This is a genomic window from Aquabacter cavernae, assembly GCF_003993795.1.
GTDB classification, from domain to species: domain Bacteria; phylum Pseudomonadota; class Alphaproteobacteria; order Rhizobiales; family Xanthobacteraceae; genus Aquabacter; species Aquabacter cavernae.
Genome location: NZ_RWKV01000015.1, coordinates 362,112 through 385,823, shown reverse-complemented (window position 1 = coordinate 385,823; position 23,712 = coordinate 362,112). Strand labels below are relative to the sequence as shown.

Below are 23,712 nucleotides of genomic sequence, written 5' to 3'. Positions count from 1 at the left end.
GACCTTCGCTGTGTCTACACCGTCCAAGTCAGCCCCCCGGCATGCCACCGCCGTGCGTAGAGACCACACACCTAGCTCTGATCGCGGCTGATGACAATGCGCGCGCTGACCTTATGGAATGGTCCAGATGCGCGGGCATGGGAACCGGCGCGGCGGACCGCCGCGCCGGTCGACCCGCAAGTCTCAGTAGCGGTAGGCTTCGGGCTTGAACGGGCCGTCCTGCGACACGCCGATATAGGCCGACTGTTTGTCGTTCAGCTTGGTGAGCTTCACGCCGATCTTGTCGAGGTGGAGGGCCGCCACCTTCTCGTCCAGCGTCTTGGGCAGGGTGTAGACCTGCTTCTCATACGCACCCGGCTTGGTCCACAGCTCGATCTGGGCCAGCGTCTGGTTGGTGAAGGACGCGGACATCACGAAGCTCGGGTGGCCGGTGGCATTGCCCAGGTTCACGAGGCGGCCTTCGGACAGCAGGATGATGCGGGTTCCGCTCGGGAACTCGATCTCGTCCACCTGCGGCTTCACGTTCGACCACTTGAAGTTCTTCAGGCCGGCGACCTGAATCTCGCTGTCGAAGTGGCCGATATTGCAGACGATGGCGCGGTCCTTCATGGCGCGCATGTGATCGACGGTGATCACGTCCACGTTGCCGGTGGTGGTCACGAAGATGTCCGCGCGCGGCGCGGCGTCTTCCATGGTGGTGACCTCATAGCCTTCCATGGCCGCCTGCAGGGCGCAGATGGGGTCGATCTCGGACACCATCACGCGGCAGCCGGCATTGCGGAGCGAAGCGGCCGAGCCCTTGCCCACGTCGCCGAAGCCCGCGACCATGGCCACCTTGCCGGCCATCATCACGTCGGTGCCACGGCGGATGCCGTCCACCAGGCTCTCGCGGCAGCCGTACAAATTGTCGAACTTCGACTTGGTGACGCTGTCATTGACGTTGATGGCGGGCCACAGGAGCGTGCCCTTCTTCTGCATTTCGTAGAGACGATGCACGCCCGTGGTGGTCTCTTCCGTCACGCCGCGCACCGACTTGGCGATCTGCGTGTACCAGCCGGGCTTGGTGGCGAGGCGCTGCTTGATGGCGGCGAAGAGGACCGACTCTTCCTCGTTGGTGGCGCCGTCGAGGAAGGCGGTGTCGCCATTCTCCGCGCGCAGGCCGAGATGGATGAGCAGGGTGGCGTCGCCGCCGTCATCCAGGATCATGTTCGGCACGCCGCCATCGGCCCACTCGAAGATGCGGTGGGTGTAGTCCCAGTATTCCTCCAGGGTCTCGCCCTTGATGGCGAAGACCGGGGTGCCGGCGGCGGCGATGGCCGCGGCTGCATGGTCCTGGGTGGAGTAGATGTTGCACGAGGCCCAGCGGACGTCGGCGCCCAGCGCCTTCAGCGTCTCGATGAGCACGCCGGTCTGGATGGTCATGTGCAGGGAGCCGGCGATGCGGGCGCCCCTCAGCGGCTGCGACGGGCCGTATTCGGCGCGCGTGGCCATGAGGCCGGGCATTTCGGTCTCGGCGATGTCCAGTTCCTTGCGGCCCCAGTCGGCGAGATTGATATCCTTGACTACATAGTCGGTCATGCGCGTTCACTCCGTCCATCCTGGACGCGCACGGCGGCCGTCCATCGCGGGCAGCCTGTAGCACGATGCGTGTGGGGCGGCAAATTGGATATAAGGAAATATTTATATCCTTGATTCAGGTCGGGAATCGCGCGTGCTGCGTATGGTGCATACGTCTCCTGCGCGCCGGCGGGCGAGGATTGGATGCACGCGCTTTGATTCAGGCCGTTTTTGTGTTATACAAGCTTTTACAGTCGATTGCTTCCTGCACCTTCCGCAACGTGCCTGACCAGTGGCGCTTTCTCGGCAAACCTGCTGCGAGACATAGGCATCCAGCCGATATGACGGCGTGGGCGCGGCGGAATGGGTTTTGGCTTCGATTGATGAGCAGACCGACGGTCTCATTCACCACGGTCTAGTCGCCAGCGCAAGTGCGTCGCCGCTCGGGCTTTGCCCGAAAGAAGCGGACGAACGCTAACGGTCCGGCCTCAGGGCCGGATCAGGAGTGGTCAAAAGCATGTCGACAAAGAAGAGCGCGCAAGCCCGCCTTGGTTTCAAGACGGGTGAACACATCGTGTACCCTTCGCATGGTGTCGGCCGTATCGTGTCCATTGAGGAGCAAGAAGTCGCTGGCTTTAAACTTGAGCTCTTCGTCATCTCGTTTGAAAAGGACAAGATGACCCTGCGGGTGCCCGTTCCCAAGGTTGCGTCCGTCGGCATGCGCAAGCTGTCCGAGGCGCCTGTTGTCGCCAAATCCCTGGAGACCCTCAAGGGTCGTGCCCGCGTCAAGCGCACCATGTGGAGCCGCCGCGCGCAGGAATATGAAGCCAAGATCAATTCCGGCGACCTGATCGCCATCTCCGAAGTGGTGCGTGACCTCTACCGGTCCGACGCCCAGCCCGAGCAGTCCTATTCCGAGCGGCAGCTTTACGAAGCCGCCCTGGACCGGATGGCCCGCGAACTCTCGGCGGTGCAGAACATCACCGAGACCGAGTCGGTGAAGCTGATCGAGTCCAATCTCCAGAAGGGTCCGCGCCGCGCCGGCGCCAAGGCCGAGGAAGTGGAGGCCGAGGCCGACAGCGAGATGGAAGCGGAAGAAGCCGCCTGAGACCAGGGCCGCCGAGGTCAGGTCAGCATCTTTTGAAAAGGCCCGGCAAATTTGCCGGGCCTTTTTCTTTTGCCCTTCGCAAACCGGGAACCGGATGACCTCCGGGCGTGTTACATTCGGCTGCGGGAAAACCTGCGGGGGCATAAGAAGCAAGAACGGAGGATGGCATGAACCATCTGAGTCACGTCCGCACCCAATCCGCGCCGTCTTCCGGCGCATCCCGGACCCCGGATCACAAGCGACAGATCCATTCCGATATGACGCCGGCGGTATCGGCCGCCCTGCGCCAGCAGCATCAGGTGCGGCGGGTGGATCCCTGCCGCGACCAGCAGCAGCGCGATCACCAGAAGGGCGAATGCTGAGGCCGCCCGGCCTCAGCCCTGCTGCGCGACGGCGGATGCCGGCCCTTTCTTCGGGGCCGGCGGCTGCTTGTCCGGCACCAGTATGGTTCCCACGTCGTGCAGGGGCCGCAGCACGGCGTCCGAGAAGCTGAGATAATCCGCCACCAGCGGCAAAATCCGGCGCGTGTCGGGATCTGGCGCGTTGGTGAGCGCCGTGGAGAGGGCTGCGTTGAGCTCCGACGCCTCTGTGGTGCGCGAGGCGGGCGGTGCATCGCCCAATGCCGCGTCGAAGGCGCGCAACGTGCGCGCCCGTGCAGCTTCCAGCGCCGTGACGATCTCGGCCTTGGGCGCCGACCGGGCGAGGCGGTGCGCCACGTCCTCCAGCAGGCCCAGATAGGTTGTGAGCACTTCCAGTGTGGAGACGAGGGAAACCACGTCTCCCGCTGACCTGTGCCCGAGTGCGGTTTCCGCGCCGATCTGCGGCAGCCGGTCGGCCAGCCCGCGCAATTCCAGCGTCATGCCCACCGTGATGTTGCGTGACGTTGTGGCATTGCCACGCGGCCAGGCTTCCGCGAAAGCGGAGCGCGACCGGCGCACCAGGTCGATGACCTGGCCGCGGATCTGGTCGGCGGCGAAGACCGGCAGGATCAGCCAGGAGGCGGCGAGGGCGACCGCCGCCCCGATCACCGTCTCATAGATGCGCGCCACCATGCCGTCCGTGCCGAGCCCGGTCACCAGATGCAGCGCGATGAGGATGGAAAGGCCGGTGGCCGCCGATGCCACGTCGTAGCGGTCGCGATTGGTGACGAGGCCGATCATCTGGCCGACGAGGCAGATCCCCGCCAGCAGCCAGATGTGGGTTTCCAGCGCCGCGATGAGGCCGAACCCGACGATGACGCCGATGACCGTCCCGACGCTACGGTAGCGGGCCCGCACATAGGTCTCGCCCAGGCTGTTCCCGAGCACGAACATGACCGTCATGGTCGCCCAATAGGCGTGGTTCAGGTCGAGCACGAAGTCGAGGGTGGTGGTGATGGTGGTCGCCACCATGCCCTGGATGGCGACCTTCGCGGCCTGGCTAAGGCCGCCTGCCGTCTTGGGGCTCGGCGGTACGGGCATGTCCTTCTGCCGAAGCACCTCGGGGCCCTCGCTCTGTAGGTTGGACAATTCACCCACCACCAGGGCGATCCGGTCGATGGCGGTGACGGAACGCAGCAGGGAAAGCTGGAGCGCCGGGTCCATGTCCGGCGACATGGCTTCCTTGCGGAAGCGGGCGATGGCCTCTTCCATGCGCGCCTTTTCGGGGAAGGGCTCGCTCAGGCCGTTCTGGAGGTGGCGGGCGATGAAGTCCGCCGCCGTGGCGAAGGGCAGGCGCCAGGGCGCCTTCGCATCGTCGGTGCGGGGCACGCTGTCGCCCAGCAACTGGGAGGCGATGCGCAGGCGATAGGCGCGGGCGCGGACCGCCTCGATATAGGGCCGCGCGGACGGGGCTTGGGCGCTGGCATTGACCAGTGCCGCGCGCACGCGCACGCGGGTCAGGTCGAGCAGATATTCGGACGGGGTGGGCAGCGGCTTCGTCTCGCGCACGCAATAGGCCAGGTCCACCAGAAAGGCGCCCATGGCGTTGCCCGCCGCCTCCACCGTGTCGTGATAGACCTTCATGGCGTCCGGCCGGGGAAGGATCAGGCGCACCAGCACCGTCACCACGGCGCCCTGGAGGCTTGCCGCCAGCAGATAGGTCATTTCCAGCCGCGTCGGATGCAGGACCGCCGCGACCGTGAGAATGATCACTATGGTGAAGCCCAGCCGCTGGCCTGCCATGCCGAACCGCCGCACATACAAAGCAAGGCCGGTGAAGGGCACCAGGAGGAGCTTCAGCAGCATGCCGTTAGAGGGCGATTCTCCTGGGCCGATGATGAAGACGACGATGAGCAGGCTGAAGGTGATGCCGAATGCGCGCGCAAAGTCCCGCGCCTCGGCGCGCCGGTTCGCGGCAGGGGTGGAGAGCACCAGAACCAGCGCCGTCATGGCGCCCGCCATGGGGAAGATCACGTCGAGGCCCAGCGCGAAAATGCGCGATGTGGCGTAGCCCAGGGCGATGACGAGGCTGTAGGAGACCGCCAGGTGAAGGGCGCGCGTCGTATCGATCCTGCCGGGGTCGTGCTGATCCAGCCACGCCCCGATGGTTTCCAGCAGCGGTCGCGCCGCCCTCGGCTCGACCTCGGGTTCCGACACCAATCCGTCCCCCTCGCTTTTGGGCCTTCCCCGCCCGCACACGCATGCGGGCGAGCCCGGAGGCCCGCCCGCATCTAAACCGCAGTGTCTTTCAAATTGGTGAGGCTGGAAAGGCCGGACAGCCCCGCGGGCGCCTTAGCGCACCATATAGGCGCCGCTCGGTGCCACCACGTAGCTGGCGGACGGCATGACCGGCACATAGACCCGTGGCGCCGGGCTCACGATGGTGGAATTGCGCCCACCCACGCCCGCGGAATACTGATCCTGCTGGATCACATAGCCGCCGTGGCGGGACAGATAGTCCATCTGCTGGGTCTGGATCACGCTGTCATTCACCTTGGTCACGGAATCGTCCGCCATGGCGCCGGTGGGGGCGCCGATGCTGGCGGCGAGGGCGAGGGCGAGAAGGCCGGAACCGGTCGCAACGAGAGTCTTCATGTCAGTCTCCATTCCTGCTGCCGACGGGAGCGGATCGCATGCCCGCCTCGCCGCGCGGCGCTGTCTGGGAGCGGCGCGGCGTGTCTGAGGAATGAACGCCGGCAAGCGGTTCTGGTTTCCTCGCTTGTGACAACTCCATGGAAGAGGCCGGCCCCCCAGGGCGGCAAGGATCCGCTTTCCAACCGGCCTCTCGCGCTCTAGACCGGAAGGCGAGTGCAGGTGCGAAGGTCGATCGAAGGCCCTTTGGAGGCAGCATGGGGAGCGCACAGTCGTCGCGGGTCCGGGACCGGTATCTGTCCAAGGTCGCGGGCGGTGAGATTTCGAGCGATTCCGCGCAGGCGCAGATCGTGGAGGCCTTCGCCCGCCTCGAAGGCGAATTGCGCGACAGGGCATTGGCCACCAAGTCCTCGGCCCTCGGCTGGCTGTTCCAGCGCCGCGCCACGCCGCAGGCCCCGCGCGGCCTCTATATTTACGGCAAGGTCGGGCGCGGCAAGACCATGCTCATGGACCTGTTCTTCGAGACGGCACCGGTCCAGGCCAAGCGCCGCGCGCACTTCCATGAATTCATGGCCGACGTGCATGAGCGCATCTTCCAGGAGCGCGAGGGGCAGAAGCGCGGGACGCGCAAGCAGGCGGATCCGCTCCAGCCGGTGGCGGACGAACTGGCGCGCGAGGCCAAGCTGCTGTGCTTCGACGAGTTCCACGTCACCGACATCGCCGATGCCATGATCCTGGGCCGCCTCTTCCAGAAGCTGTTCGCCGACGGCGTGGTGGTGGTGGCCACCTCCAACGTTGCCCCGCGCGATCTCTATGCCGGGGGGCTCAACCGCGCATTGTTCCTGCCCTTCATCGACATGATCGAGGCGCGCATGGAGGTCATCAACCTCGACGCGCCCACGGACTATCGGATGGAGAAGCTGTCCGGCATTCCCGTCTGGTACGAGCCCCTGGGGCCGGAAGCGACTGCGGCCCTCGACCGGGCGTTCGCGACGCTGGTGGGGCCGGCCGGGGCGCGGCCGGGCGAACTCGCCATGAAGGGGCGCGTCATTCCCGTGCCCGCCCAGGGCAACGGTACGGCCCGCTTCGCCTTCGACGATCTGTGCATGCGCCCGCTGGGTGCGTCGGACTATCTGAAGATCGGCCGCACCTTCCATTCGGTGCTGCTGGACGACATTCCGATCCTGAGCGGCGAGCGGCGCAATGAGGCCAAGCGCTTCATCACGCTCATCGACACGCTCTATGACGGGTGCGTGAAGCTGATCGCTTCGGCAGCGGCCGAGCCGGAGCAGCTTTATCTCGGCACCAGCGGGGCGGAAGCGTTCGAGTGGGCGCGCACCGTCTCCCGCCTCCACGAGATGCGATCCTCAGAATATCTCGCGCGTGCCCACGGGCGCCCCGACTCCACCGCTTCCGGGGCGACGACAGGGCTCGCCGAGACCTGAGGCACGGATTTCAGGATGCGGAGTACCCGCACCCCCGCCGTGTGCCAATGAGCGCGGCCGAATTGAACTTTGGGATGAGCCGGCCCACGAGCCGCCCTGGGGCTGCGGTTGGAAAATGACGTTATTCCAACGTGGCGGCAAACAATATTCCGTATGCCAGCGTCCTGATTGTGCGACTGCTCACGATTCCGTGCATTTGCGAGCCCGGCCCGTCTTGAACCCCTTCCCGGATGGGAGTAGTCAAGCGCCGCTCGGCCTTTGCCGGGCCGCCCGCCTTTTCGAGGGTCCCGCCTGATGGCACGCAACAAGATAGCCCTGATCGGAGCCGGCCAGATCGGCGGCACGCTCGCGCTTCTTGCCGGCCTGAAGGAACTGGGTGACATCGTCCTGTTCGATGTCGCGGAAGGCACGCCCCAGGGCAAGGCGCTGGACCTCGCCGAGCTTTCGCCGGTGGAAGGTTTCGACGCGCGCCTGTCTGGCACCAATACCTATGAGGCCATCGAGGGCGCCGATGTGGTGATCGTCACCGCAGGCGTGCCGCGTAAGCCCGGCATGAGCCGCGACGACCTTCTCGCCATCAATCTGAAGGTGATGGAGCAGGTGGGCGCGGGCATTGCCAAATATGCCCCTGACGCCTTCGTCATCTGCATCACCAATCCGCTCGACGCCATGGTCTGGGCGCTGCAGAAGTCCTGCGGCCTGCCCAAGGAGAAGGTGGTCGGCATGGCGGGCGTGCTGGATTCGGCACGGCTGCGCTATTTCCTCGCCGACGAGTTCAACGTCTCGGTGGAGGACGTGACCGCCTTCGTCATGGGTGGCCACGGCGACACCATGGTGCCGCTGATCCGCTATTCGGCGGTGGCCGGCATCTCGGTGCCCGATCTCATCAAGATGGGCTGGACCACGAAGGACCGCATCGAAGCCATCGTCCAGCGCACGCGGGACGGGGGCGCGGAAATCGTGAACCTGCTCAAGACAGGCTCAGCCTTCTACGCGCCGGCGGCGTCCGCCATCGCCATGGCCGATGCCTATCTGAAGGACAAAAAGCGCGTTCTGCCGTGCGCCGCCTATCTGTCGGGCGAGTACGGCCTGAAGGACATCTATGTCGGTGTTCCCGTCGTGATCGGCGCCAAGGGCGTCGAGCGTGTCGTGGAGATCGATCTCGACCGCGAGGAGAAGGCGAACTTCGAGAAGTCCGTGAACTCGGTGCGGGACCTCATGGAGGCCTGCGTCAAGCTCGCTCCGGATCTCGCAAAATGAATGCGCGGCGGCCTTACGGGCCGCCGCTTTCGTGTCGGCGGGGTTAAGCTTCGCCGGTTTGGCCAGCCGCATGCCCGCCTCGGGAGGGGCGGGGGGTGCGCAACCCTTGGGGACCAAGCCCGATGAATATCCATGAATACCAGGCGAAAGCGCTCCTGAAGAAGTACGGCGCGCCTGTCTCGCGCGGCGTCGCCGTGTTCTCGGCCGAGGAGGCCGAGAAGGCCGCCAACGAGCTGGGCGGCCCGCTCTGGGTCGTGAAGTCCCAGATCCATGCCGGCGGACGCGGCAAGGGCAAGTTCAAGGAAGAAGCCGCCGGCGAGAAGGGCGGCGTGCGCCTTGCCAAGTCCGTGGAGGAGGTGAAGACCTTCGCCGGGCAGATGCTGGGCTCTACCCTCGTCACCATCCAGACCGGCCCCGCCGGCAAGCAGGTGAACCGCCTCTATATCGAGGACGGCTCCGACATCGAGAAGGAATTCTACCTCTCGCTGCTGGTGGATCGTGACACCTCGCGCGTCGCTTTCGTCGTGTCCACCGAAGGCGGCATGGACATTGAGGAAGTGGCCCATTCCACGCCCGAGAAGATCGTGACCTTCTCCGTGGACCCGGCTTCCGGCATCCAGGGCTTCCATGGTCGCAAGGTGGCCAAGGCGCTCGGCCTGTCGGGCGACCTCGCCAAGCAGGCGGGCAAGCTCACCGAAGTGCTGTTCTCGGCCTTCACGGGCACGGACATGGCCATGCTGGAGATCAACCCGCTGATCGTCACCAAGGATAATCAGCTGCGCGTCCTCGACGCGAAGGTCTCCTTCGATTCCAACTCGCTCTTCCGCCATCCCGACCTCGTCGAGCTGCGTGACGAGACCGAGGAGGATGCCAAGGAGATCGAGGCGTCCAAGTACGACCTCGCTTATATCGCGCTCGACGGCACCATCGGCTGCATGGTGAACGGCGCCGGCCTCGCCATGGCGACGCTGGACATCATCAAGCTGTATGGCGAAGAGCCCGCCAACTTCCTGGACGTGGGCGGCGGCGCCACCGAAGAGAAGGTGACGGCGGCGTTCAAGATCATCACCGCGGATCCCCAGGTGAAGGGCATCCTGGTCAACATCTTCGGCGGCATCATGAAGTGCGACGTGATCGCGCGCGGCGTGCTGGCGGCGGTGAAGGCGGTGGGGCTGCAGGTCCCGCTGGTGGTGCGCCTGGAAGGCACCAATGTGGAAGAAGGCAAGAAGATCATCCGCGAGAGCGGCCTGAACGTGATCCCTGCCGACGATCTGGATGATGCGGCGCAGAAGATCGTCGCGGCCGTGAAGAAGGGAGCCTGAGCGATGTCCGTGCTTATTGATCGCAATACCAAGGTCATCACCCAGGGCTTCACCGGCAAGAACGGCACGTTCCATGCCGAGCAGGCCATTGCCTATGGCACCAAGATGGTTGGTGGCACCTCGCCCGGTAAGGGCGGCTCCACCCATCTCGGCCTGCCCGTGTTCGACACCGTGATCGAGGCCCGCGAGGCCACCGGCGCGGACGCGAGCGTGATCTACGTGCCCCCGCCCGGCGCGGCGGACGCCATCCTGGAAGCCATCGACGCGGAAATCCCGCTGATCGTCTGCATCACGGAAGGCATCCCGGTGCTCGACATGGTGCGCGTGAAGCGTGCCCTCACCAGCTCCAAGTCGCGCCTCATCGGCCCGAACTGCCCGGGCGTCGTGACCGCCGGCGAGAGCAAGATCGGCATCATGCCGGCCAACATCTTCCGCGCGGGCTCGGTGGGCGTCGTCTCCCGGTCCGGCACCCTCACCTATGAGGCGGTGTTCCAGACCACCCAGGAAGGCCTCGGCCAGACCTCGGCGGTGGGCATCGGCGGCGACCCGGTGAAGGGGACCGAGTTCATCGACGTGCTGGAGATGTTCCTGGCCGACGAGAAGACCCAGTCCATCATCATGATCGGCGAAATCGGCGGCTCCGCCGAAGAGGACGCCGCCCAGTTCATCAAGGACGAGGCGAAGCGCGGCCGCAAGAAGCCCATGGTCGGCTTCATCGCTGGCCGCACGGCTCCTCCCGGTCGCCGCATGGGCCATGCGGGCGCCATCATCTCCGGCGGCAAGGGCGGCGCGGAAGACAAGATCTCGGCCATGGAAGCGGCCGGCATCCGGGTCTCCCCCTCTCCGGCGCGCCTCGGCAAGACGCTCGTTGACGTCCTGAAGGGCTGAGGCGGGCGCAAGCCACGAAACGACAGTGCGGGCCGCTCCCGAGAGCGGCCCGTTTTTTTGACCCCGCCCCTCCTGCGACACTCGCAGGTCAAAATTCCTGACTAGAGCCTGATGCCGCTAAGGTGAATCGACCTGGCGGGTGAATCCCTCTCTAGGAGGGGCGTGCATGCCGCAGGGCAGGCATGCTTGGAGGGCGTGTCCAAGGGGTTCGTAAAGGCACGTCACGAGAGATATGTATCGTAACGTCCTTCGCCTGCGGCCTCCGGTCGGTGCGAAGGATCCCGGGCCGAGGGCGACCTTGGTCCAGATTCATGAATGAAGCTGGCTTTTGGGCTTGGTTTTAGGCGCAGATTGCGCTTTGAAAGGCTTCGGCTCGGAACGCCATTGGGATGGAACCCATGTCGCGCGCGGAACAGAACGACCTCTTCCTCTCCACCTCCTTCCTTTACGGAGGTAACGCTCAGTGGATTGAAGATCTCTATGCCCGCTATGAGGCCGATCCCGGCTCGGTGGATCCCCAGTGGCAGAGCTTCTTCGCGGCGCTGAAGGAAGAGCCGGCGCAGGTGGTGCAGAATGCCCGCGGCGCCTCCTGGAAGAAGCCCAACTGGCCGATTCACGCCAATGGCGAGCTGGTCTCCGCCCTCGATGGCAATTGGGGCGAGGCCGAGAAGAAGGTCGCCGACAAGGTGAAGGCCTCTGCCCAGTCCAAGGGCATCGAGCTGTCCGCCACCGATGTGCAGCAGGCCACGCGCGATTCCGTCAAGGCGCTGATGATGATCCGCGCCTACCGCATGCGCGGCCACCTGCATGCCGACCTCGACCCGCTGCACCTGACCCCGCCGCGCGAGGCGCCGGAGCTTGAGCCAGCGTCCTACGGCTTCTACGAGGCGGACCTCGACCGCAAGATCTTCATCGATCATGTGCTCGGCATGGAATTCGCCACCGTGCGCGAGATGATCGACATCCTGCGCCGGACCTATTGCCGCTCCATCGGTGTCGAGTTCATGCACATCTCCTCGCCCGAGGAGAAGGCCTGGATCCAGGAGCGCATCGAGGGGCCGGACAAGGAAGTCACCTTCACCCGGGAGGGCAAGCGCGCCATCCTGAACAAGCTGGTGGAGGCCGAGGGCTTCGAGAAGTTCCTCGACGTCAAGTATACCGGCACCAAGCGCTTCGGCCTCGACGGCGGCGAATCGCTGATCCCGGCCCTTGAGCAGATCATCAAGCGCGGCGGCAATCTGGGCGTCCAGGACATCGTCTTCGGCATGGCCCACCGTGGCCGCCTCAATGCGCTGACCCAGGTGATGGGCAAGCCCCACCGCGCGCTGTTCCACGAGTTCAAGGGCGGCTCCTGGGCCCCCGACGACGTGGAAGGCTCGGGCGACGTGAAGTACCACCTCGGTGCCTCCTCGGACCGCGAGTTCGACGGCAACAAGGTGCATATCTCGCTCACCGCCAATCCCTCGCACCTTGAGATCGTGGATCCCGTGGTGCTCGGCAAGGCGCGCGCCAAGCAGGACCAGCTGAAGGACGAGGAGCGCGTGAAGGTGCTCCCGCTGCTCATCCATGGCGACGCGGCCTTCGCCGGCCAGGGCGTGGTGGCGGAATGCCTCGGCCTGTCGGGCCTGAAGGGTCACCGCACCGGCGGTTCCCTCCATTTCATCATCAACAACCAGATCGGCTTCACCACCAATCCGCGCTATTCGCGCTCCTCGCCCTATCCTTCCGATGTGGCGAAGATGATCGAGGCGCCGATCTTCCATGTGAATGGCGACGACCCGGAGGCCGTGACCTTCTGCGCGAAGGTGGCCATCGAGTTCCGGCAGCGCTTCCACAAGCCGGTCGTCATCGACATGTTCTGCTACCGCCGCTTCGGCCACAATGAAGGCGACGAGCCTGCCTTCACCCAGCCGAAGATGTACAAGGTGATCCGCAGCCACCCGAGCACCCTGGAGCTTTACTCCAAGAAGCTTGAGGCGGAAGGCGTCATCGCGCCCGGCGAGATCGACCAGATGCGCGCCGCCTGGCGCGACCGCCTGGAAGGCGAATACGAGGCCGGCCAGGCCTACAAGCCCAACAAGGCGGACTGGCTGGACGGCCGCTGGGCCGGCATGCGCGCCATCCACGAGGATGACGATCCGCGCCGTGGCGATACCGGTGTGCCGCTCGACCAGCTCAAGGCCATCGGCGAGAAGATCACCCGCGTGCCGGAGGGCTTCCAGCCGCACCGCACTATCCAGCGTTTCCTCGACAATCGCCGCAAGGCCATCGAGGAGGGCGCGGGCATCGACTGGGCGACCGGCGAGGCGCTGGCCTTCTGCTCGCTCCTGGAAGAGGGCCGCCCCGTGCGTCTCTCCGGCCAGGATTGCGAGCGCGGCACCTTCTCGCAGCGCCATTCGGTGCTGACCGACCAGGAAACCGAGGCGCGCTACAAGCCCTTCAACCACCTCTCCGACTCCCAGGCCAAGTACGAGGTCATCAACTCGATGCTCTCGGAAGAGGCGGTGCTGGGCTTCGAGTACGGCTACACGCTGTCCGAGCCCAACACGCTGGTTCTGTGGGAGGCGCAGTTCGGCGACTTCGCCAACGGCGCCCAGGTGGTGTTCGACCAGTTCATCTCCTCGGGCGAGCGCAAGTGGCTGCGCATGTCCGGCCTCGTCTGCCTGCTGCCGCACGGCTATGAGGGCCAGGGTCCGGAGCACTCCTCCGCCCGCCTCGAGCGCTACCTGCAGCTCTGCGCCGAGGACAACATGCAGGTGGCGAACTGCACCACGCCTGCCAACTACTTCCACATCCTGCGCCGGCAGATGAAGCGCGAGTTCCGCAAGCCGCTCATCCTCATGACGCCGAAGTCGCTGCTGCGCCACAAGCGGGCGGTGTCGAAGCTGGAGGAGATGGCGGCGGGGACGTCCTTCCACCGCCTGCTGCTGGACGACGCCGAGACCCTGACGGACGGCGTCAAGCTGGTGCCGGACGAGAAGATCCGCCGCGTGGTCCTGTGCTCCGGCAAGGTCTATTACGACCTCTACGAGGAGCGCGAGAAGCGCGGCGTGTCGGACGTGTACCTGCTGCGCGTGGAGCAGCTGTTCCCGTTCCCGCTCAAGAGCCTCATCCAGCTCCTCTCGCGCTTCAAGGGCGCCGAGGTGGTCTGGTGCCAGGAAGAGCCGAAGAACCAGGGCGCCTGGGCCTTCGTGCAGCCTTACCTGGAATGGGTGCTGGAGAATATCGGGGCCGCCTCCAAGCGTCCGCGCTATGCCGGCCGTGCCGCCTCGGCGGCCACCGCCACCGGCCTCATGTCGAAGCACCTCGCGCAACTGAAGGGCTTCCTCGAAGAAGCGCTGGGCTGAGGGCTCGGATATTCGTTCGGGCGGCGTCACCGTCGCCCGGACATGAGATCATGGCGGGGCTGCCGGGACGGCTGGCCCCGCGACCGATCCTTCCGGCGCCTCGGGCGTGGCGTGGACGGGGTCGGGAATGAAGACGAGGCAAGGGGCCTTTTCACGAGGGCTTCTGTGATCGAGGCGGATGTCGGCTTTCCCTGCAAGGGACGGTCGTTTCCGCCGCTTCTTTTGCGCCGGAGATGATCCGGTGGGTCCGAAGACGTAGGGAGGCCCCCGCCGGGGGCGAATGTGATGGCGACCGAAATCCGCGTGCCCACGCTGGGCGAATCCGTTACCGAGGCGACCATCGGCAAGTGGTTCAAGAAGCCCGGCGATGCGGTGAAGGCCGACGAGCCGCTGGTGGAACTGGAGACCGACAAGGTCACGGTTGAAGTGCCCGCGCCGACCTCCGGCGTGCTGGCCGAGATCGTGGCGAAGGACGGTGAAACGGTGGGCGTCGGCGCGCTGCTGGGCTCCATCGGTGCCGGTTCCGGCGCTGCTGCTGCCCCGGCCGCCGCGGCCCCCAAGCCCGCTGCTGCTCCGGCCCCTGCGCCTGCTGCCGCTGCTCCGGCTGCCGCCGCCTCCGGCGCGAACGGCCCGGCCGTGTCCCGCCTCGCCGCCGAGAGCGGCGTGTCCCCCGCCGCCGTGTCGGGCAGCGGCAAGGACGGCCGCGTGACCAAGGGCGACATGCTCGCCGCCATCTCCGCCGGTGCCTCGGCCGCCGCGCCCGCGCCGGTCTCCGTGCCCCGCGTCGCGTCCGCTCCGGTTGACGCGGTGCGCGAAGAGCGCGTGAAGATGACCAAGCTGCGGCAGACCATTGCCCGCCGCCTGAAGGACGCGCAGAACACTGCCGCCATGCTCACCACGTTCAACGACGTGGACATGACCGCTGTCATGAGCCTGCGCGGGCAGTTCAAGGATGCGTTCGAGAAGAAGCACGGCACGAAGCTCGGCTTCATGGGCTTCTTCACCAAGGCCGTGATCGCCGCGCTGAAGGACATCCCGGCGGTGAACGCCGAGATCGACGGCGCCGATCTCGTCTACAAGAACTACTACAATATCGGCATCGCGGTGGGCACCGAGAAGGGCCTCGTGGTCCCGGTGGTGCGCGACGCGGACGAACTGTCCGTGGCCGGCATCGAGAAGGCCATTGCCGGCTACGGCCGCAAGGCGCGTGACGGCAAGCTCGGCATCGAGGACATGCAGGGCGGCACCTTCACCATCACCAATGGCGGCATCTACGGCTCGCTGATGTCCACCCCCATCCTCAATGCGCCGCAGTCGGGCATCCTCGGCATGCATCGCATCGAGGAGCGTCCGGTGGCCATCAAGGGGCAGGTGGTGATCCGTCCCATGATGTATCTCGCCCTCTCCTATGACCACCGCATCGTGGACGGCCGCGAGGCCGTGACCTTCCTGGTGCGCGTGAAGGAGACCCTTGAGGATCCCGCGCGTCTCGTGCTGGACCTCTGACGGGCGCCTGAGCCCAGGACCGGCGGGGTGCCGCCGGTCTCCGCCGAAGCGGACGGCCGCGCGCCGTCCGCCCTCGCCGAGGACGCTTCATGTCGAGCCATCTCGCGGAATTCCTGACCCTCATGGCGGTGTTCGGCCTCGCGGCCGTCACGCCGGGTCCGGACTTCGCCATGGTGGTGCGCCAGAGCGTGGCGCAGGGCCGCCGGGCGGGCCTGTTCACCAGTCTCGGCGTCGGATCGGCCATCCTGTTTCACGCCGCCTACACCATCGCCGGCCTCGGCCTCGTGGTGGCCCACTCCCTGCTCGCCTTCAACATTCTGAAATGGGCCGGAGCGGCCTATCTCATCTATGTGGGCGTTCGCACCTGGCGCGCCCCGCCGCCGGATCTGGACGCCATGGTCGCAGACGGGCCGCGCCGGGGTGTCGCGGGTGATTTCGGCAGCTTCACCCTGGGCTTTCTCACCAATGTGCTGAACCCCAAGGCGGTGCTGTTCTTCCTCTCCATCTTCACCACGCTGGTCAGCCCTACGACGCCGCTCGCTCTGCAGGCGGGCTATGGCGTGGCCATGGGCGGCCTGCTGGCGCTGTGGTTCAGCCTCGTGGCGCTCGCCTTCACCGGCGGCGCCGCGCGGGCCATGCTCGCGCGGCTTGGCCGAACCTTCAATCGCCTCACGGGCGGTGCCCTCATCCTCCTGGGCCTGCGGCTCGCTTTCCAGCGGGGGCAGGCCGCCACCTGATCTCATTCGTCCGCCGCGCGGCCCCGCGCCGTGCCACTTTCCAAGGATCGCACGTCCATGTCTTACGACCTCATCGTCATCGGTACCGGCCCCGGCGGCTATGTCTGCGCCATCCGCGCCTCCCAGCTCGGCCTGAAGGTGGCCGTGGTGGAGAAGCGCGCCACCCACGGCGGCACCTGCCTCAATGTGGGCTGCATCCCCTCCAAGGCGCTGCTGCACGCCTCCGAGCTGTTCGAGGAGGCCGGCCACTCCTTCGCCTCCATGGGCATCCAGGTGTCCGCCCCCACGCTCGACCACGCGGCGCTGCTGGGCTTCAAGGACAAGGCGGTGGACGGCAACACCAAGGGTGTCGAGTTCCTGCTGAAGAAGAACAAGGTGGACGTGCATTTCGGCACCGGTCGCATCCTCGCCGCGGGCAAGGTGGAAGTGACCGCCGCCGACGGTTCCAAGAGCGAGCTGGAGACCAAGAATATCGTCATCGCCACCGGCTCCGACGTGGCGCAGCTTCCCGGCGTCACCATTGACGAGCAGAAGGTCGTCTCCTCCACTGGCGCGCTGGTCCTCCCCAAGGTGCCCGGCAAGCTCGTGGTTGTGGGCGCGGGCGTGATCGGCCTGGAGCTTGGCTCCGTGTGGCGCCGCCTGGGCGCGCAGGTGACGGTGGTGGAGTTCCTCGACCGCATCCTGCCCGGCATGGATGGCGAGGTGGCCAAGAGCTTCCAGCGCATCCTGGAAAAGCAGGGCGTGGCCTTCAAGCTCGGCACCAAGGTCACGGGCGTCGATACGTCCGGCACGGGTGCCAAGGTGACCGTTGAACCCGCCGCCGGCGGCGCGGCCGAGGTGATCGAGGCGGACGTGGTGCTGGTGGCCATCGGCCGCGTCGCCTACACGCAGGGCCTGGGCCTCGCGGAGATCGGCGTCGAGACCGACAAGCGCGGCCGCGTGGTCATCGATCCCCACTTCCAGACCAACGTGCCCGGCATCTTCGCCATCGGCGACGTGGTGGCCGGCCCCATGCTGGCCCATAAGGCCGAGGACGAGGGCGTCGCCTGCGCCGAGCTTCTGGCGGGCAAGGCGGGTCATGTGAATTACGGCGTCATCCCCGGCGTGGTCTACACCTCGCCGGAAGTGGCCTCCGTGGGCAAGACCGAGGAAGAGCTGAAGGCCGAGGGCATTGCCTATACGGTCGGCAAGTTCCCCTTCCTCGCCAATGGCCGCGCCAAGGCGAACAACCAGACGGACGGCTTCGTGAAGATCCTCGCGGACGCCGCCACCGACAAGGTGCTGGGCGCCCACATCATCGGCGTCGAGGCCGGCGAGATGATCCACGAATGCGCGGTGCTGATGGAGTTCGGCGGCTCGTCCGAGGATCTCGCCCGCACATGCCATGCCCACCCCACCCGCTCCGAGGCGGTGAAGGAGGCGGCCATGGCCGTGGAGAAGCGCGCCATCCACATGTGATGCCCGGCCCCGGCTTCTGCCGGGGCGAACTGGCCGGTGGCAGAATGACAACGGCGCGGCCTTCGGGCCGCGCCGTTTTGTTTAGGTGCGCACGCTCAGAACAGCTTGCCCCCATTGGGCACGGGGAGGCTGGGGCCGATGAGCACCACAGCGCCGTTCTCGTCGGGGAAGCCGAGGGTCAGCACTTCGGACATGAAGAGGCCGATCTGGCGCGGCGGGAAGTTCACCACCGCCGCCACCTGCCGCCCCACCAGCGTCTCGGCTGTGTAATGGACGGTGATCTGCGCGGACGACTTCTTCACGCCCATCTCGGGGCCGAAATCGATGCGCAGCTTGAAGGCGGGCTTGCGCGCCTCCGGAAACGGTTCGGCGGCGATGATGGTGCCGACGCGGATATCCACGTTCTCGAAGTCCGCGAAGCTGATGGTCTGTCCGTCTGCCATGGGTGAAGCATGCTCCGATCGTGTCGGACCCTTTTGCTTCGGGATGGTGGCGGAAACAATGCCTCCGCCCATCGGTACCGGTCAGCCGCCCGTGGTGCTCATGTGGCGGGAGACGGCGGGGGTGCGCGAGGTGCGGTCGATGACGAAATCGTGCCCCTTGGGCTTGCGGAAGATGGCCTCGTCGATGGCCGTCTGAAGCAGGGCGTCGTCCGCCGAGGCCCGCAGCGGCGCGCGCAGGTCCGCCGCATCCTCCTGGCCGAGGCACATGAAGAGCGTGCCCGTGCAGGTCACCCGCACGCGGTTGCAGCCCTCGCAGAAATTATGGGTGAGGGGGGTGATGAAGCCGAGCCGCCCGCCGGTCTCCTTCACTTCCACGTAGCGGGCGGGGCCGCCCGTGCGGAAGGGGATGTCGGTGAGCGCATAGCGCTCCTCCAGCTTCGCGCGCACTTCGGAGAGCGGCAGATACTGGTCCACCCGCTCCGCGCCCACTTCGCCCAGCGGCATCACCTCGATGAGGGACAGATCGTGTCCCTCCCCGTGGCACCATTCCATGAGGCCGGCGATCTCGTGCTCGTTCACGTCCCGCAGGGCCACGGCGTTGAGCTTCACCTTGATGCCCGCCGCCTTGGCGGCCGCGATGCCTTCCATCACCTTGCCGAGATCGCCCCAGCGCGTCACGGCGCGGAACTTGTCCGGGTCCAGCGTGTCCACGGAGACGTTGATGCGGCGCACCCCGCAGGCGGCGAGGTCAGCGGCGTAGCGGGCGAGCTGGGAGCCGTTGGTGGTGACGGTCAGCTCTTCCAGGCGCCCGGTCTCCAGATGGCGGGAGAGGGCGCGGAACAGGGTCATCACGTCGCGCCGCACCAGGGGCTCGCCGCCGGTCAGGCGCAGCTTGCGCACACCCCGTGCCACGAAGGCGGAACACAGCCGGTCCAGCTCCTCCAGCGTCAGCAGGTCCTGCTTGGGCAGGAAGGTCATGTGCTCGGACATGCAATAGACGCAGCGGAAGTCGCAGCGGTCCGTCACCGACACGCGCAGATAGGTCACGGCCCGGCCGAACGTGTCCACGAGCGGACCCTGCACAGCGGAGGCGACCATGCTGCGATCGCTGAGATCACGCGGAAACGGACGCACCTTGAGGCTCCCGACTCTTCGCGGCGGTCTGACGCCGCCCTTCATTCTGGAGCTATTATATCGTATGCCGGGCAAGAATGGGTAGGGGCCGCCCGCTCAAAGGCGCGGCATCGCGCCCGACCGCGCCCAAGCCGGAGCCGAGCCATGTCCTCCGCCACGCCACCCTCCGCCACGCCACCCTCCGCCATCCCTCCCGCCGTCGATCCCTGGCCCACCGAATTGCGGGTCATCGAGGAGCGTCACGCGCTGAAGGTCACGTTCGAGGACGGGGCAAGCCACACGCTGCCGGCCGAATATCTGCGGGTGGAGAGCCCATCCGCCGAGGTCCAGGGCCACGCCCCCCACGAGAAGCAGACCGTGCCCGGCAAGCGGATGGTGCGCATCGCGCAGGTGGAGCCGGTGGGCTCCTATGCCGTGCGCCTCATCTTCGACGACGGCCACCAGACCGGCATCTATAGCTGGACCTATCTGTGGACCCTGGGCGCCGAACAGGAGGAACGGTTCGGCGCCTATCTGGAGGCCCTGAAGGCCCAGGGCCTCTCGCGCGGCTGAGGCCCCGGTTTGTCAGCGCCCGAACCGCGCCATCACCGCCTGTGCCTCGGTGACGAAGGTTTCCAGAACCTCGCTCACGCGCGCCTCCCGCGCGAGGCGCCCGGCCTGGCCGGACCAGAGGGCCGTGAAATCCCCGAGCCCCTTCGCTTCGGCGGCGGCCTTGAGCGGGCCAAGCGGCGGGGCGGCGGTGGGGAAGGCAGGCGCGCGGGGCGAGAGCGGGCCTTCCTCGCGCATGATCCGGTTGACGATGCCGCGTGCCGGACGACCCGTGAATACATTGGTGAGGACGGTGGCATCGCTCGCCGCGCCCTTGAGCGCCGCGCGATAGATCGGCGAGAGCCCGGCTTCAGACGTGAGCAGGAAGGCGGTGCCGATCTGCACGGCGTCCGCCCCCAAAGCGAAGGCGGCGGCGATGCCGCGCCCATCCGCGATGCCGCCGGCCGCGATCACCGGCACCTTCACCGCATCCACCACCTGCGGCACCAGGGCGAAGATGCCCACCTGCCGGGCGGGATCGTCGGTGAGGAACATGCCCCGGTGCCCGCCCGCTTCCGCCCCCTGGGCGATGATGGCGTCGGCGCCATGGGCCTCCAGCCACGCGGCCTCTTCCGCCGTGGTGGCGGAGGACAGGACCACCGCGCCTGCCGCCTTCACTCGCGCCAGGAGCCCGGCATCCGGCAGGCCGAAATGGAAGCTCACCACGCGCGGGCGTACCTCCTCCACCACCGCGCACATGGTGGCGTCGAAGGGCGCGCGATTGGTGACGGCGATGGGCGCGGCGGCGTCGAGGCCCAGCTCCGCATAATAGGGGGCGAGGCGCGCCTTCCAGGCGGCCGCCTTTTCCGCATTCTCGGGCGCGGGGGTGTGGGCGAAGAAGTTCAGGTTGAACGGCTTGTCCGTCACCGCGCGGATCGCGGCGGCCTCGGCGCGCACCTGGTCGGGCGTCATGGAGGCACAGCCGAGCGAGCCGAGCGCGCCATTGGCGCTGGCGGCGCGGGCCAGTTCGGGCTTCGGGCCGATCATGGGCGCCTGGATGAGGGGGAGGTCGGTTTCGACGAGGTCGGTGAAGCGGGTGGACGGCCACATGACGAAGCGTTTCCCTTGCCTGTCCGGGCCGTCTTGCGCGGCGCTTGGATCAAGTCCTGACCCATACGCCGTGCCCGGCCCGGTTCGCCGACAAGCTAGGCCGCCTTCGCGGCCTTGTCCTCCTGTGTTTGCGCACATCCGGTTGCGCAAATGCGCCTCATCACGCCGAAATACGCATATCCGCGATGATCCCCCGGATCTCGGGAAGGCAGGAGCCGCAATTGGTGCCTGCCTTCAATTTGCCGCCCACCGCCTCCGCGCTGGCGCAGCCGCCGCGCACGGCGGCCTCGATGGCGCCGCGCGGCACGCCGTGGCAGGCGCAGACCAGCGGGCCTAGATCGGCATCGAGCCCGGCCCGGCGGCCGGACAGGATCAGCCGCCGGTCCGCTCCGGAAACGGCGCCTGCAGCGAACAGGCTTTTCAGCGCATCCCAGGCGGGCGTCGCCCCGCGCGGACCGACAATGAGCGCGAAACCCAGATGCCCCTCCGCATCGAAGGCGGCGGCCCGGTAATGGCCCTGCGCATGGTCCACGAGATCAGCCACATCGCTCTCGGCCATGTGGGATATGGCCCAGGACTGCCAGCGCTCCGGCGGCTCGGCACTGGCGAGGCGCCAGGCGAAGCCGCCCTCCACGGGCAGGCGCGTCCACCAGGCGCCGGGCGGCGGCTCCAGCGGCGTACGGGCCAGCAGGAAGCCGTGATAGGGCGCTTCCACGGGGGCAATGGCGGCGGGTGTCGCCTTGGAATCCGGCTGGCCCGAAATGGGGTCGGTCTGCGGCTGGACCAGGGAACCCACCCGGCCGGACGAGGAATTGGCGTCGCTCCAATGGATCGGGGCGAACAGAGTCCCGGGGGAAAGCCCCTCGTCGAGATGCACTTCCAGCAGGCTCGTCCCATGCTGCGTGCGAACCTGCGCGAGGTCGCCGGCGGCCAGGCCGCGCCGCGCCGCATCGGCCGGATGAACGGACACGAAAGGTGCGGGCAAGTGGGCGGACAGGCGCGGTGAGAGGCCCGTGCGCGTCATGGTGTGCCACTGGTCGCGGATGCGGCCGGTATTGAGGATGAAGGGTAGGTCGTCCGTGGTCTCGGGACGGGCCAGGGCCTCGGGCACCACGAAGCGGGCGCGCCGGTCGGGCGTGAAGAAGCCGCCCTCCGCGAACAGGCGAGCCGGGCCGGTCTTCGCACCGGCAGGCACCGGCCACTGCACCGGCTCCAGAGCCTCGTAGGCTCCGTCACTCAGATGCGCGAGGCCGGACATGTCGAAGTCCCGCGTGCCGCCATTCTCGAAACCGGACAGGGCCGCATGCTCGCGGAAGATGTCGGCGGGCGAGGCCCAGGCGAAGGCCAGGCCGTGGCCGAGGCGGTGGGCCACCTGCGCCAGTGCCCACCAGTCGGGCCGCGCTTCCCCCGCGCAGGAGAGGAAGGGGCGCTGGCGGGAGATGCGCCGTTCCGAATTGGTGACGGTGCCGTCCTTCTCGCCCCAGGCGGAGGCGGGCAGCACCACATGCGGGCCGCTTTCGAACGTGTCGTTACCAACCACATTCTCGGAGAGCACGAACAGGTCGAGCTTTCCCAGCGCCGCACGCACGGCATCCGCGCGCGGCAGGCTCACGGCGGGATTGGTGCCCATCACCCAGAGCGCCTTGATCTCGCCCCGCTCGACCGCGTCGAACAGGTCCACCGCCTTCAGCCCCTCGCGCTCTGCCATGTGGGGCGCGTCCCAGAAGCGGCGGACCCGGTCCACCTCCGCCGGCGTGAAACCCATATGGGCCGCGAGCTGGTTGGCGAGCCCGCCCACCTCGCGCCCGCCCATGGCATTGGGCTGGCCGGTGAGGGAGAAGGGCCCCATGCCTTCGCGCCCGATGCGTCCCGTGGCGAGGTGGCAATTGAGGATGGCGTTCACCTTGTCGGTGCCGCGGGCCGACTGGTTCACCCCTTGGGAATAGCAGGTGACGGTGCGTTGCGTGTCGCGGAACAGGGCGAAGAAGCGGGCGACATCGGCTTCCGCGAGGCCGGTGGCGCGGGCGGTGGCGGCAGCGTCCGGTGTGAGCGCGCGGGCACGGGCCAGGGCTTCGCCGAAGCCGCTGGTGTGATCGCGCACAAAGGCCGCGTCCACGGCGCCGGTCTCCGCGAGATGGACCAGCAGGCCGCCGAACAGGGCCGCGTCGCTGCCATGGGCGAGAGGCAGGAACAGGTCCACATCCTCCGCCGTCTGGGTGCGGCGGGGATCGATGACAACGATCTTCGTGCCCCGCGCCGCGCGCGCCGCCAGCATGCGGCGGTACAGGACCGGGTGGCACCAGGCGGTGTTGGAGCCCACGAGCACCATGAGGTCGGCGCTCTCCAGGTCCTCATAGCAGCCGGGCACCGTGTCCGAGCCGAAGGCCCGCTTGTGGCCTGCCACCGAGGAGGCCATGCAGAGGCGCGAATTGGTGTCCACGTTGGACGTGCCGAGGAAGCCCTTCGCCAGCTTGTTGGCGGCGTAATAGTCCTCGGTGAGTAATTGCCCCGACAGATAGAAGGCGATGGCCTGCGGCCCGTGCCGCTCCAGCGTCTCGCGCAGGCCCTGCGCCACATGGTCCAGCGCCTCGTCCCAGCCGGTGCGCGCCAGCCGCCCGTCGGCGCGGCGCGTCATGGGGTGCAAAAGCCGGGTTTCGAGCCCGATCGTGTCGCCCAGCGCCGTGCCCTTGGAGCAGAGCCGTCCGAGATTGGCGGGATGGGTCTCGTCCCCGGCGATGCGCGCGCCTCCGGCGGCATCGGGCGTCGCCTTCACGCCGCAGCCGACGCCGCAATAAGGGCAGGTGGTGCGCACGGCAGGGGTGGCGGTGAGAGGGGCGTTCATGGGGCGCCCCTCCCGC

At 67.2% G+C, this 23,712-nt stretch carries 18 protein-coding genes; 11 read left to right on the top strand and 7 right to left on the bottom strand.

The genetic code is table 11. The features are described 5' to 3' along the window. Nucleotides 1-183: 183 nt before the first annotated feature. Entirely contained in the window at nucleotides 184-1,578 is a 1,395-nt protein-coding gene (gene ahcY, locus EJJ38_RS15115) for an adenosylhomocysteinase (protein ID WP_127090947.1), read from the bottom strand. A gap of 496 nt (nucleotides 1,579-2,074) precedes the next feature. Here ahcY and EJJ38_RS15110 point away from each other — a divergent pair, with 496 nt between their 5' ends. Both EJJ38_RS15110 and EJJ38_RS15105 read left to right on the top strand, forming a co-directional pair. After that, entirely contained in the window at nucleotides 2,075-2,665 is a 591-nt protein-coding gene (locus EJJ38_RS15110; protein WP_127090946.1) for a CarD family transcriptional regulator, read from the top strand. Between the two features lie 167 nt (nucleotides 2,666-2,832). Next, nucleotides 2,833-3,027, top strand: coding sequence for a hypothetical protein (locus EJJ38_RS15105; protein WP_127090945.1), 195 nt, complete (start codon nucleotides 2,833-2,835; stop codon nucleotides 3,025-3,027). Between the two features lie 12 nt (nucleotides 3,028-3,039). Here the strand turns inward: EJJ38_RS15105 and EJJ38_RS15100 are convergent, their stop codons facing one another. Both EJJ38_RS15100 and EJJ38_RS15095 read right to left on the bottom strand, forming a co-directional pair. Next, nucleotides 3,040-5,241, bottom strand: a complete 2,202-nt coding sequence (locus tag EJJ38_RS15100; RefSeq protein WP_127090944.1) for an FUSC family protein — start codon at nucleotides 5,239-5,241, stop codon at nucleotides 3,040-3,042. Nucleotides 5,242-5,376: 135 nt separating this feature from the next. Further along, nucleotides 5,377-5,679: a hypothetical protein gene (locus EJJ38_RS15095; protein WP_127090943.1), complete on the bottom strand. Its 303-nt coding sequence runs from the start codon at nucleotides 5,677-5,679 to the stop codon at nucleotides 5,377-5,379. Between the two features lie 254 nt (nucleotides 5,680-5,933). Here EJJ38_RS15095 and zapE point away from each other — a divergent pair, with 254 nt between their 5' ends. The 8 genes from zapE (at nucleotide 5,934) to lpdA (ending at nucleotide 17,639) form a co-directional block, all read left to right on the top strand. Next, nucleotides 5,934-7,121, top strand: coding sequence for a cell division protein ZapE (zapE, locus tag EJJ38_RS15090; RefSeq protein WP_127090942.1), 1,188 nt, complete (start codon nucleotides 5,934-5,936; stop codon nucleotides 7,119-7,121). 294 nt (nucleotides 7,122-7,415) lie between these two features. Then, nucleotides 7,416-8,381, top strand: a complete 966-nt coding sequence (gene mdh, locus EJJ38_RS15085) for a malate dehydrogenase (RefSeq protein ID WP_127090941.1) — start codon at nucleotides 7,416-7,418, stop codon at nucleotides 8,379-8,381. A 122-nt stretch (nucleotides 8,382-8,503) separates the two neighbouring features. After that, nucleotides 8,504-9,703, top strand: a complete 1,200-nt coding sequence (gene sucC, locus EJJ38_RS15080; protein ID WP_127090940.1) for an ADP-forming succinate--CoA ligase subunit beta — start codon at nucleotides 8,504-8,506, stop codon at nucleotides 9,701-9,703. 3 nt (nucleotides 9,704-9,706) lie between these two features. Continuing rightward, nucleotides 9,707-10,591 (top strand): succinate--CoA ligase subunit alpha, encoded by an 885-nt coding sequence (gene sucD / locus EJJ38_RS15075; RefSeq protein ID WP_127090939.1) that lies wholly within the window; start codon nucleotides 9,707-9,709, stop codon nucleotides 10,589-10,591. A gap of 398 nt (nucleotides 10,592-10,989) precedes the next feature. Continuing rightward, nucleotides 10,990-13,938, top strand: coding sequence for a 2-oxoglutarate dehydrogenase E1 component (locus EJJ38_RS15070; protein WP_127090938.1), 2,949 nt, complete (start codon nucleotides 10,990-10,992; stop codon nucleotides 13,936-13,938). 285 nt (nucleotides 13,939-14,223) lie between these two features. Beyond that, the gene (gene odhB / locus EJJ38_RS15065; RefSeq protein ID WP_127090937.1) at nucleotides 14,224-15,444 is read left to right on the top strand and encodes a 2-oxoglutarate dehydrogenase complex dihydrolipoyllysine-residue succinyltransferase; all 1,221 of its coding nucleotides are present in this window, start codon (nucleotides 14,224-14,226) and stop codon (nucleotides 15,442-15,444) included. A gap of 89 nt (nucleotides 15,445-15,533) precedes the next feature. Continuing rightward, on the top strand, nucleotides 15,534-16,181 hold the full coding sequence (locus EJJ38_RS15060) for a LysE family translocator (protein WP_127090936.1): 648 nt from the start codon (nucleotides 15,534-15,536) through the stop codon (nucleotides 16,179-16,181). 57 nt (nucleotides 16,182-16,238) lie between these two features. After that, entirely contained in the window at nucleotides 16,239-17,639 is a 1,401-nt protein-coding gene (gene lpdA / locus EJJ38_RS15055) for a dihydrolipoyl dehydrogenase (RefSeq protein WP_127090935.1), read from the top strand. Nucleotides 17,640-17,734: 95 nt separating this feature from the next. On the opposite strand, the gene EJJ38_RS15050 is transcribed toward lpdA, so the two are convergent. Next, entirely contained in the window at nucleotides 17,735-18,082 is a 348-nt protein-coding gene (locus EJJ38_RS15050; RefSeq protein WP_127090934.1) for a tRNA-binding protein, read from the bottom strand. A gap of 81 nt (nucleotides 18,083-18,163) precedes the next feature. Continuing rightward, nucleotides 18,164-19,180 (bottom strand): GTP 3',8-cyclase MoaA, encoded by a 1,017-nt coding sequence (gene moaA, locus EJJ38_RS15045; protein ID WP_127090933.1) that lies wholly within the window; start codon nucleotides 19,178-19,180, stop codon nucleotides 18,164-18,166. A gap of 180 nt (nucleotides 19,181-19,360) precedes the next feature. Here moaA and EJJ38_RS15040 point away from each other — a divergent pair, with 180 nt between their 5' ends. Further along, a complete protein-coding gene (locus tag EJJ38_RS15040) occupies nucleotides 19,361-19,768 on the top strand; it encodes a gamma-butyrobetaine hydroxylase family protein (RefSeq protein WP_127090932.1) in 408 nt (135 codons plus the stop codon). A gap of 12 nt (nucleotides 19,769-19,780) precedes the next feature. On the opposite strand, the gene EJJ38_RS15035 is transcribed toward EJJ38_RS15040, so the two are convergent. After that, nucleotides 19,781-20,854, bottom strand: coding sequence for an NAD(P)H-dependent flavin oxidoreductase (locus tag EJJ38_RS15035; RefSeq protein ID WP_127090931.1), 1,074 nt, complete (start codon nucleotides 20,852-20,854; stop codon nucleotides 19,781-19,783). A 160-nt stretch (nucleotides 20,855-21,014) separates the two neighbouring features. Continuing rightward, nucleotides 21,015-23,696, bottom strand: coding sequence for a nitrate reductase (locus EJJ38_RS15030; protein WP_127090930.1), 2,682 nt, complete (start codon nucleotides 23,694-23,696; stop codon nucleotides 21,015-21,017). Nucleotides 23,697-23,712 lie beyond the last annotated feature (16 nt).

Bases quoted from the DNA above. Each gene is read 5' to 3' on its own strand.
- ahcY (WP_127090947.1), bottom strand. From the start codon at position 1,578: ATGACCGACTATGTAGTCAAGGATATCAATCTCGCCGACTGGGGCCGC.
- EJJ38_RS15110 (WP_127090946.1), top strand. From the start codon at position 2,075: ATGTCGACAAAGAAGAGCGCGCAAGCCCGCCTTGGTTTCAAGACGGGT.
- EJJ38_RS15105 (WP_127090945.1), top strand. From the start codon at position 2,833: ATGAACCATCTGAGTCACGTCCGCACCCAATCCGCGCCGTCTTCCGGC.
- EJJ38_RS15095 (WP_127090943.1), bottom strand. From the start codon at position 5,679: ATGAAGACTCTCGTTGCGACCGGTTCCGGCCTTCTCGCCCTCGCCCTC.
- zapE (WP_127090942.1), top strand. From the start codon at position 5,934: ATGGGGAGCGCACAGTCGTCGCGGGTCCGGGACCGGTATCTGTCCAAG.
- mdh (WP_127090941.1), top strand. From the start codon at position 7,416: ATGGCACGCAACAAGATAGCCCTGATCGGAGCCGGCCAGATCGGCGGC.
- sucC (WP_127090940.1), top strand. From the start codon at position 8,504: ATGAATATCCATGAATACCAGGCGAAAGCGCTCCTGAAGAAGTACGGC.
- sucD (WP_127090939.1), top strand. From the start codon at position 9,707: ATGTCCGTGCTTATTGATCGCAATACCAAGGTCATCACCCAGGGCTTC.
- EJJ38_RS15070 (WP_127090938.1), top strand. From the start codon at position 10,990: ATGTCGCGCGCGGAACAGAACGACCTCTTCCTCTCCACCTCCTTCCTT.
- odhB (WP_127090937.1), top strand. From the start codon at position 14,224: ATGGCGACCGAAATCCGCGTGCCCACGCTGGGCGAATCCGTTACCGAG.
- EJJ38_RS15060 (WP_127090936.1), top strand. From the start codon at position 15,534: ATGTCGAGCCATCTCGCGGAATTCCTGACCCTCATGGCGGTGTTCGGC.
- lpdA (WP_127090935.1), top strand. From the start codon at position 16,239: ATGTCTTACGACCTCATCGTCATCGGTACCGGCCCCGGCGGCTATGTC.
- EJJ38_RS15050 (WP_127090934.1), bottom strand. From the start codon at position 18,082: ATGGCAGACGGACAGACCATCAGCTTCGCGGACTTCGAGAACGTGGAT.
- moaA (WP_127090933.1), bottom strand. From the start codon at position 19,180: ATGGTCGCCTCCGCTGTGCAGGGTCCGCTCGTGGACACGTTCGGCCGG.
- EJJ38_RS15040 (WP_127090932.1), top strand. From the start codon at position 19,361: ATGTCCTCCGCCACGCCACCCTCCGCCACGCCACCCTCCGCCATCCCT.
- EJJ38_RS15035 (WP_127090931.1), bottom strand. From the start codon at position 20,854: ATGTGGCCGTCCACCCGCTTCACCGACCTCGTCGAAACCGACCTCCCC.
- EJJ38_RS15030 (WP_127090930.1), bottom strand. From the start codon at position 23,696: ATGAACGCCCCTCTCACCGCCACCCCTGCCGTGCGCACCACCTGCCCT.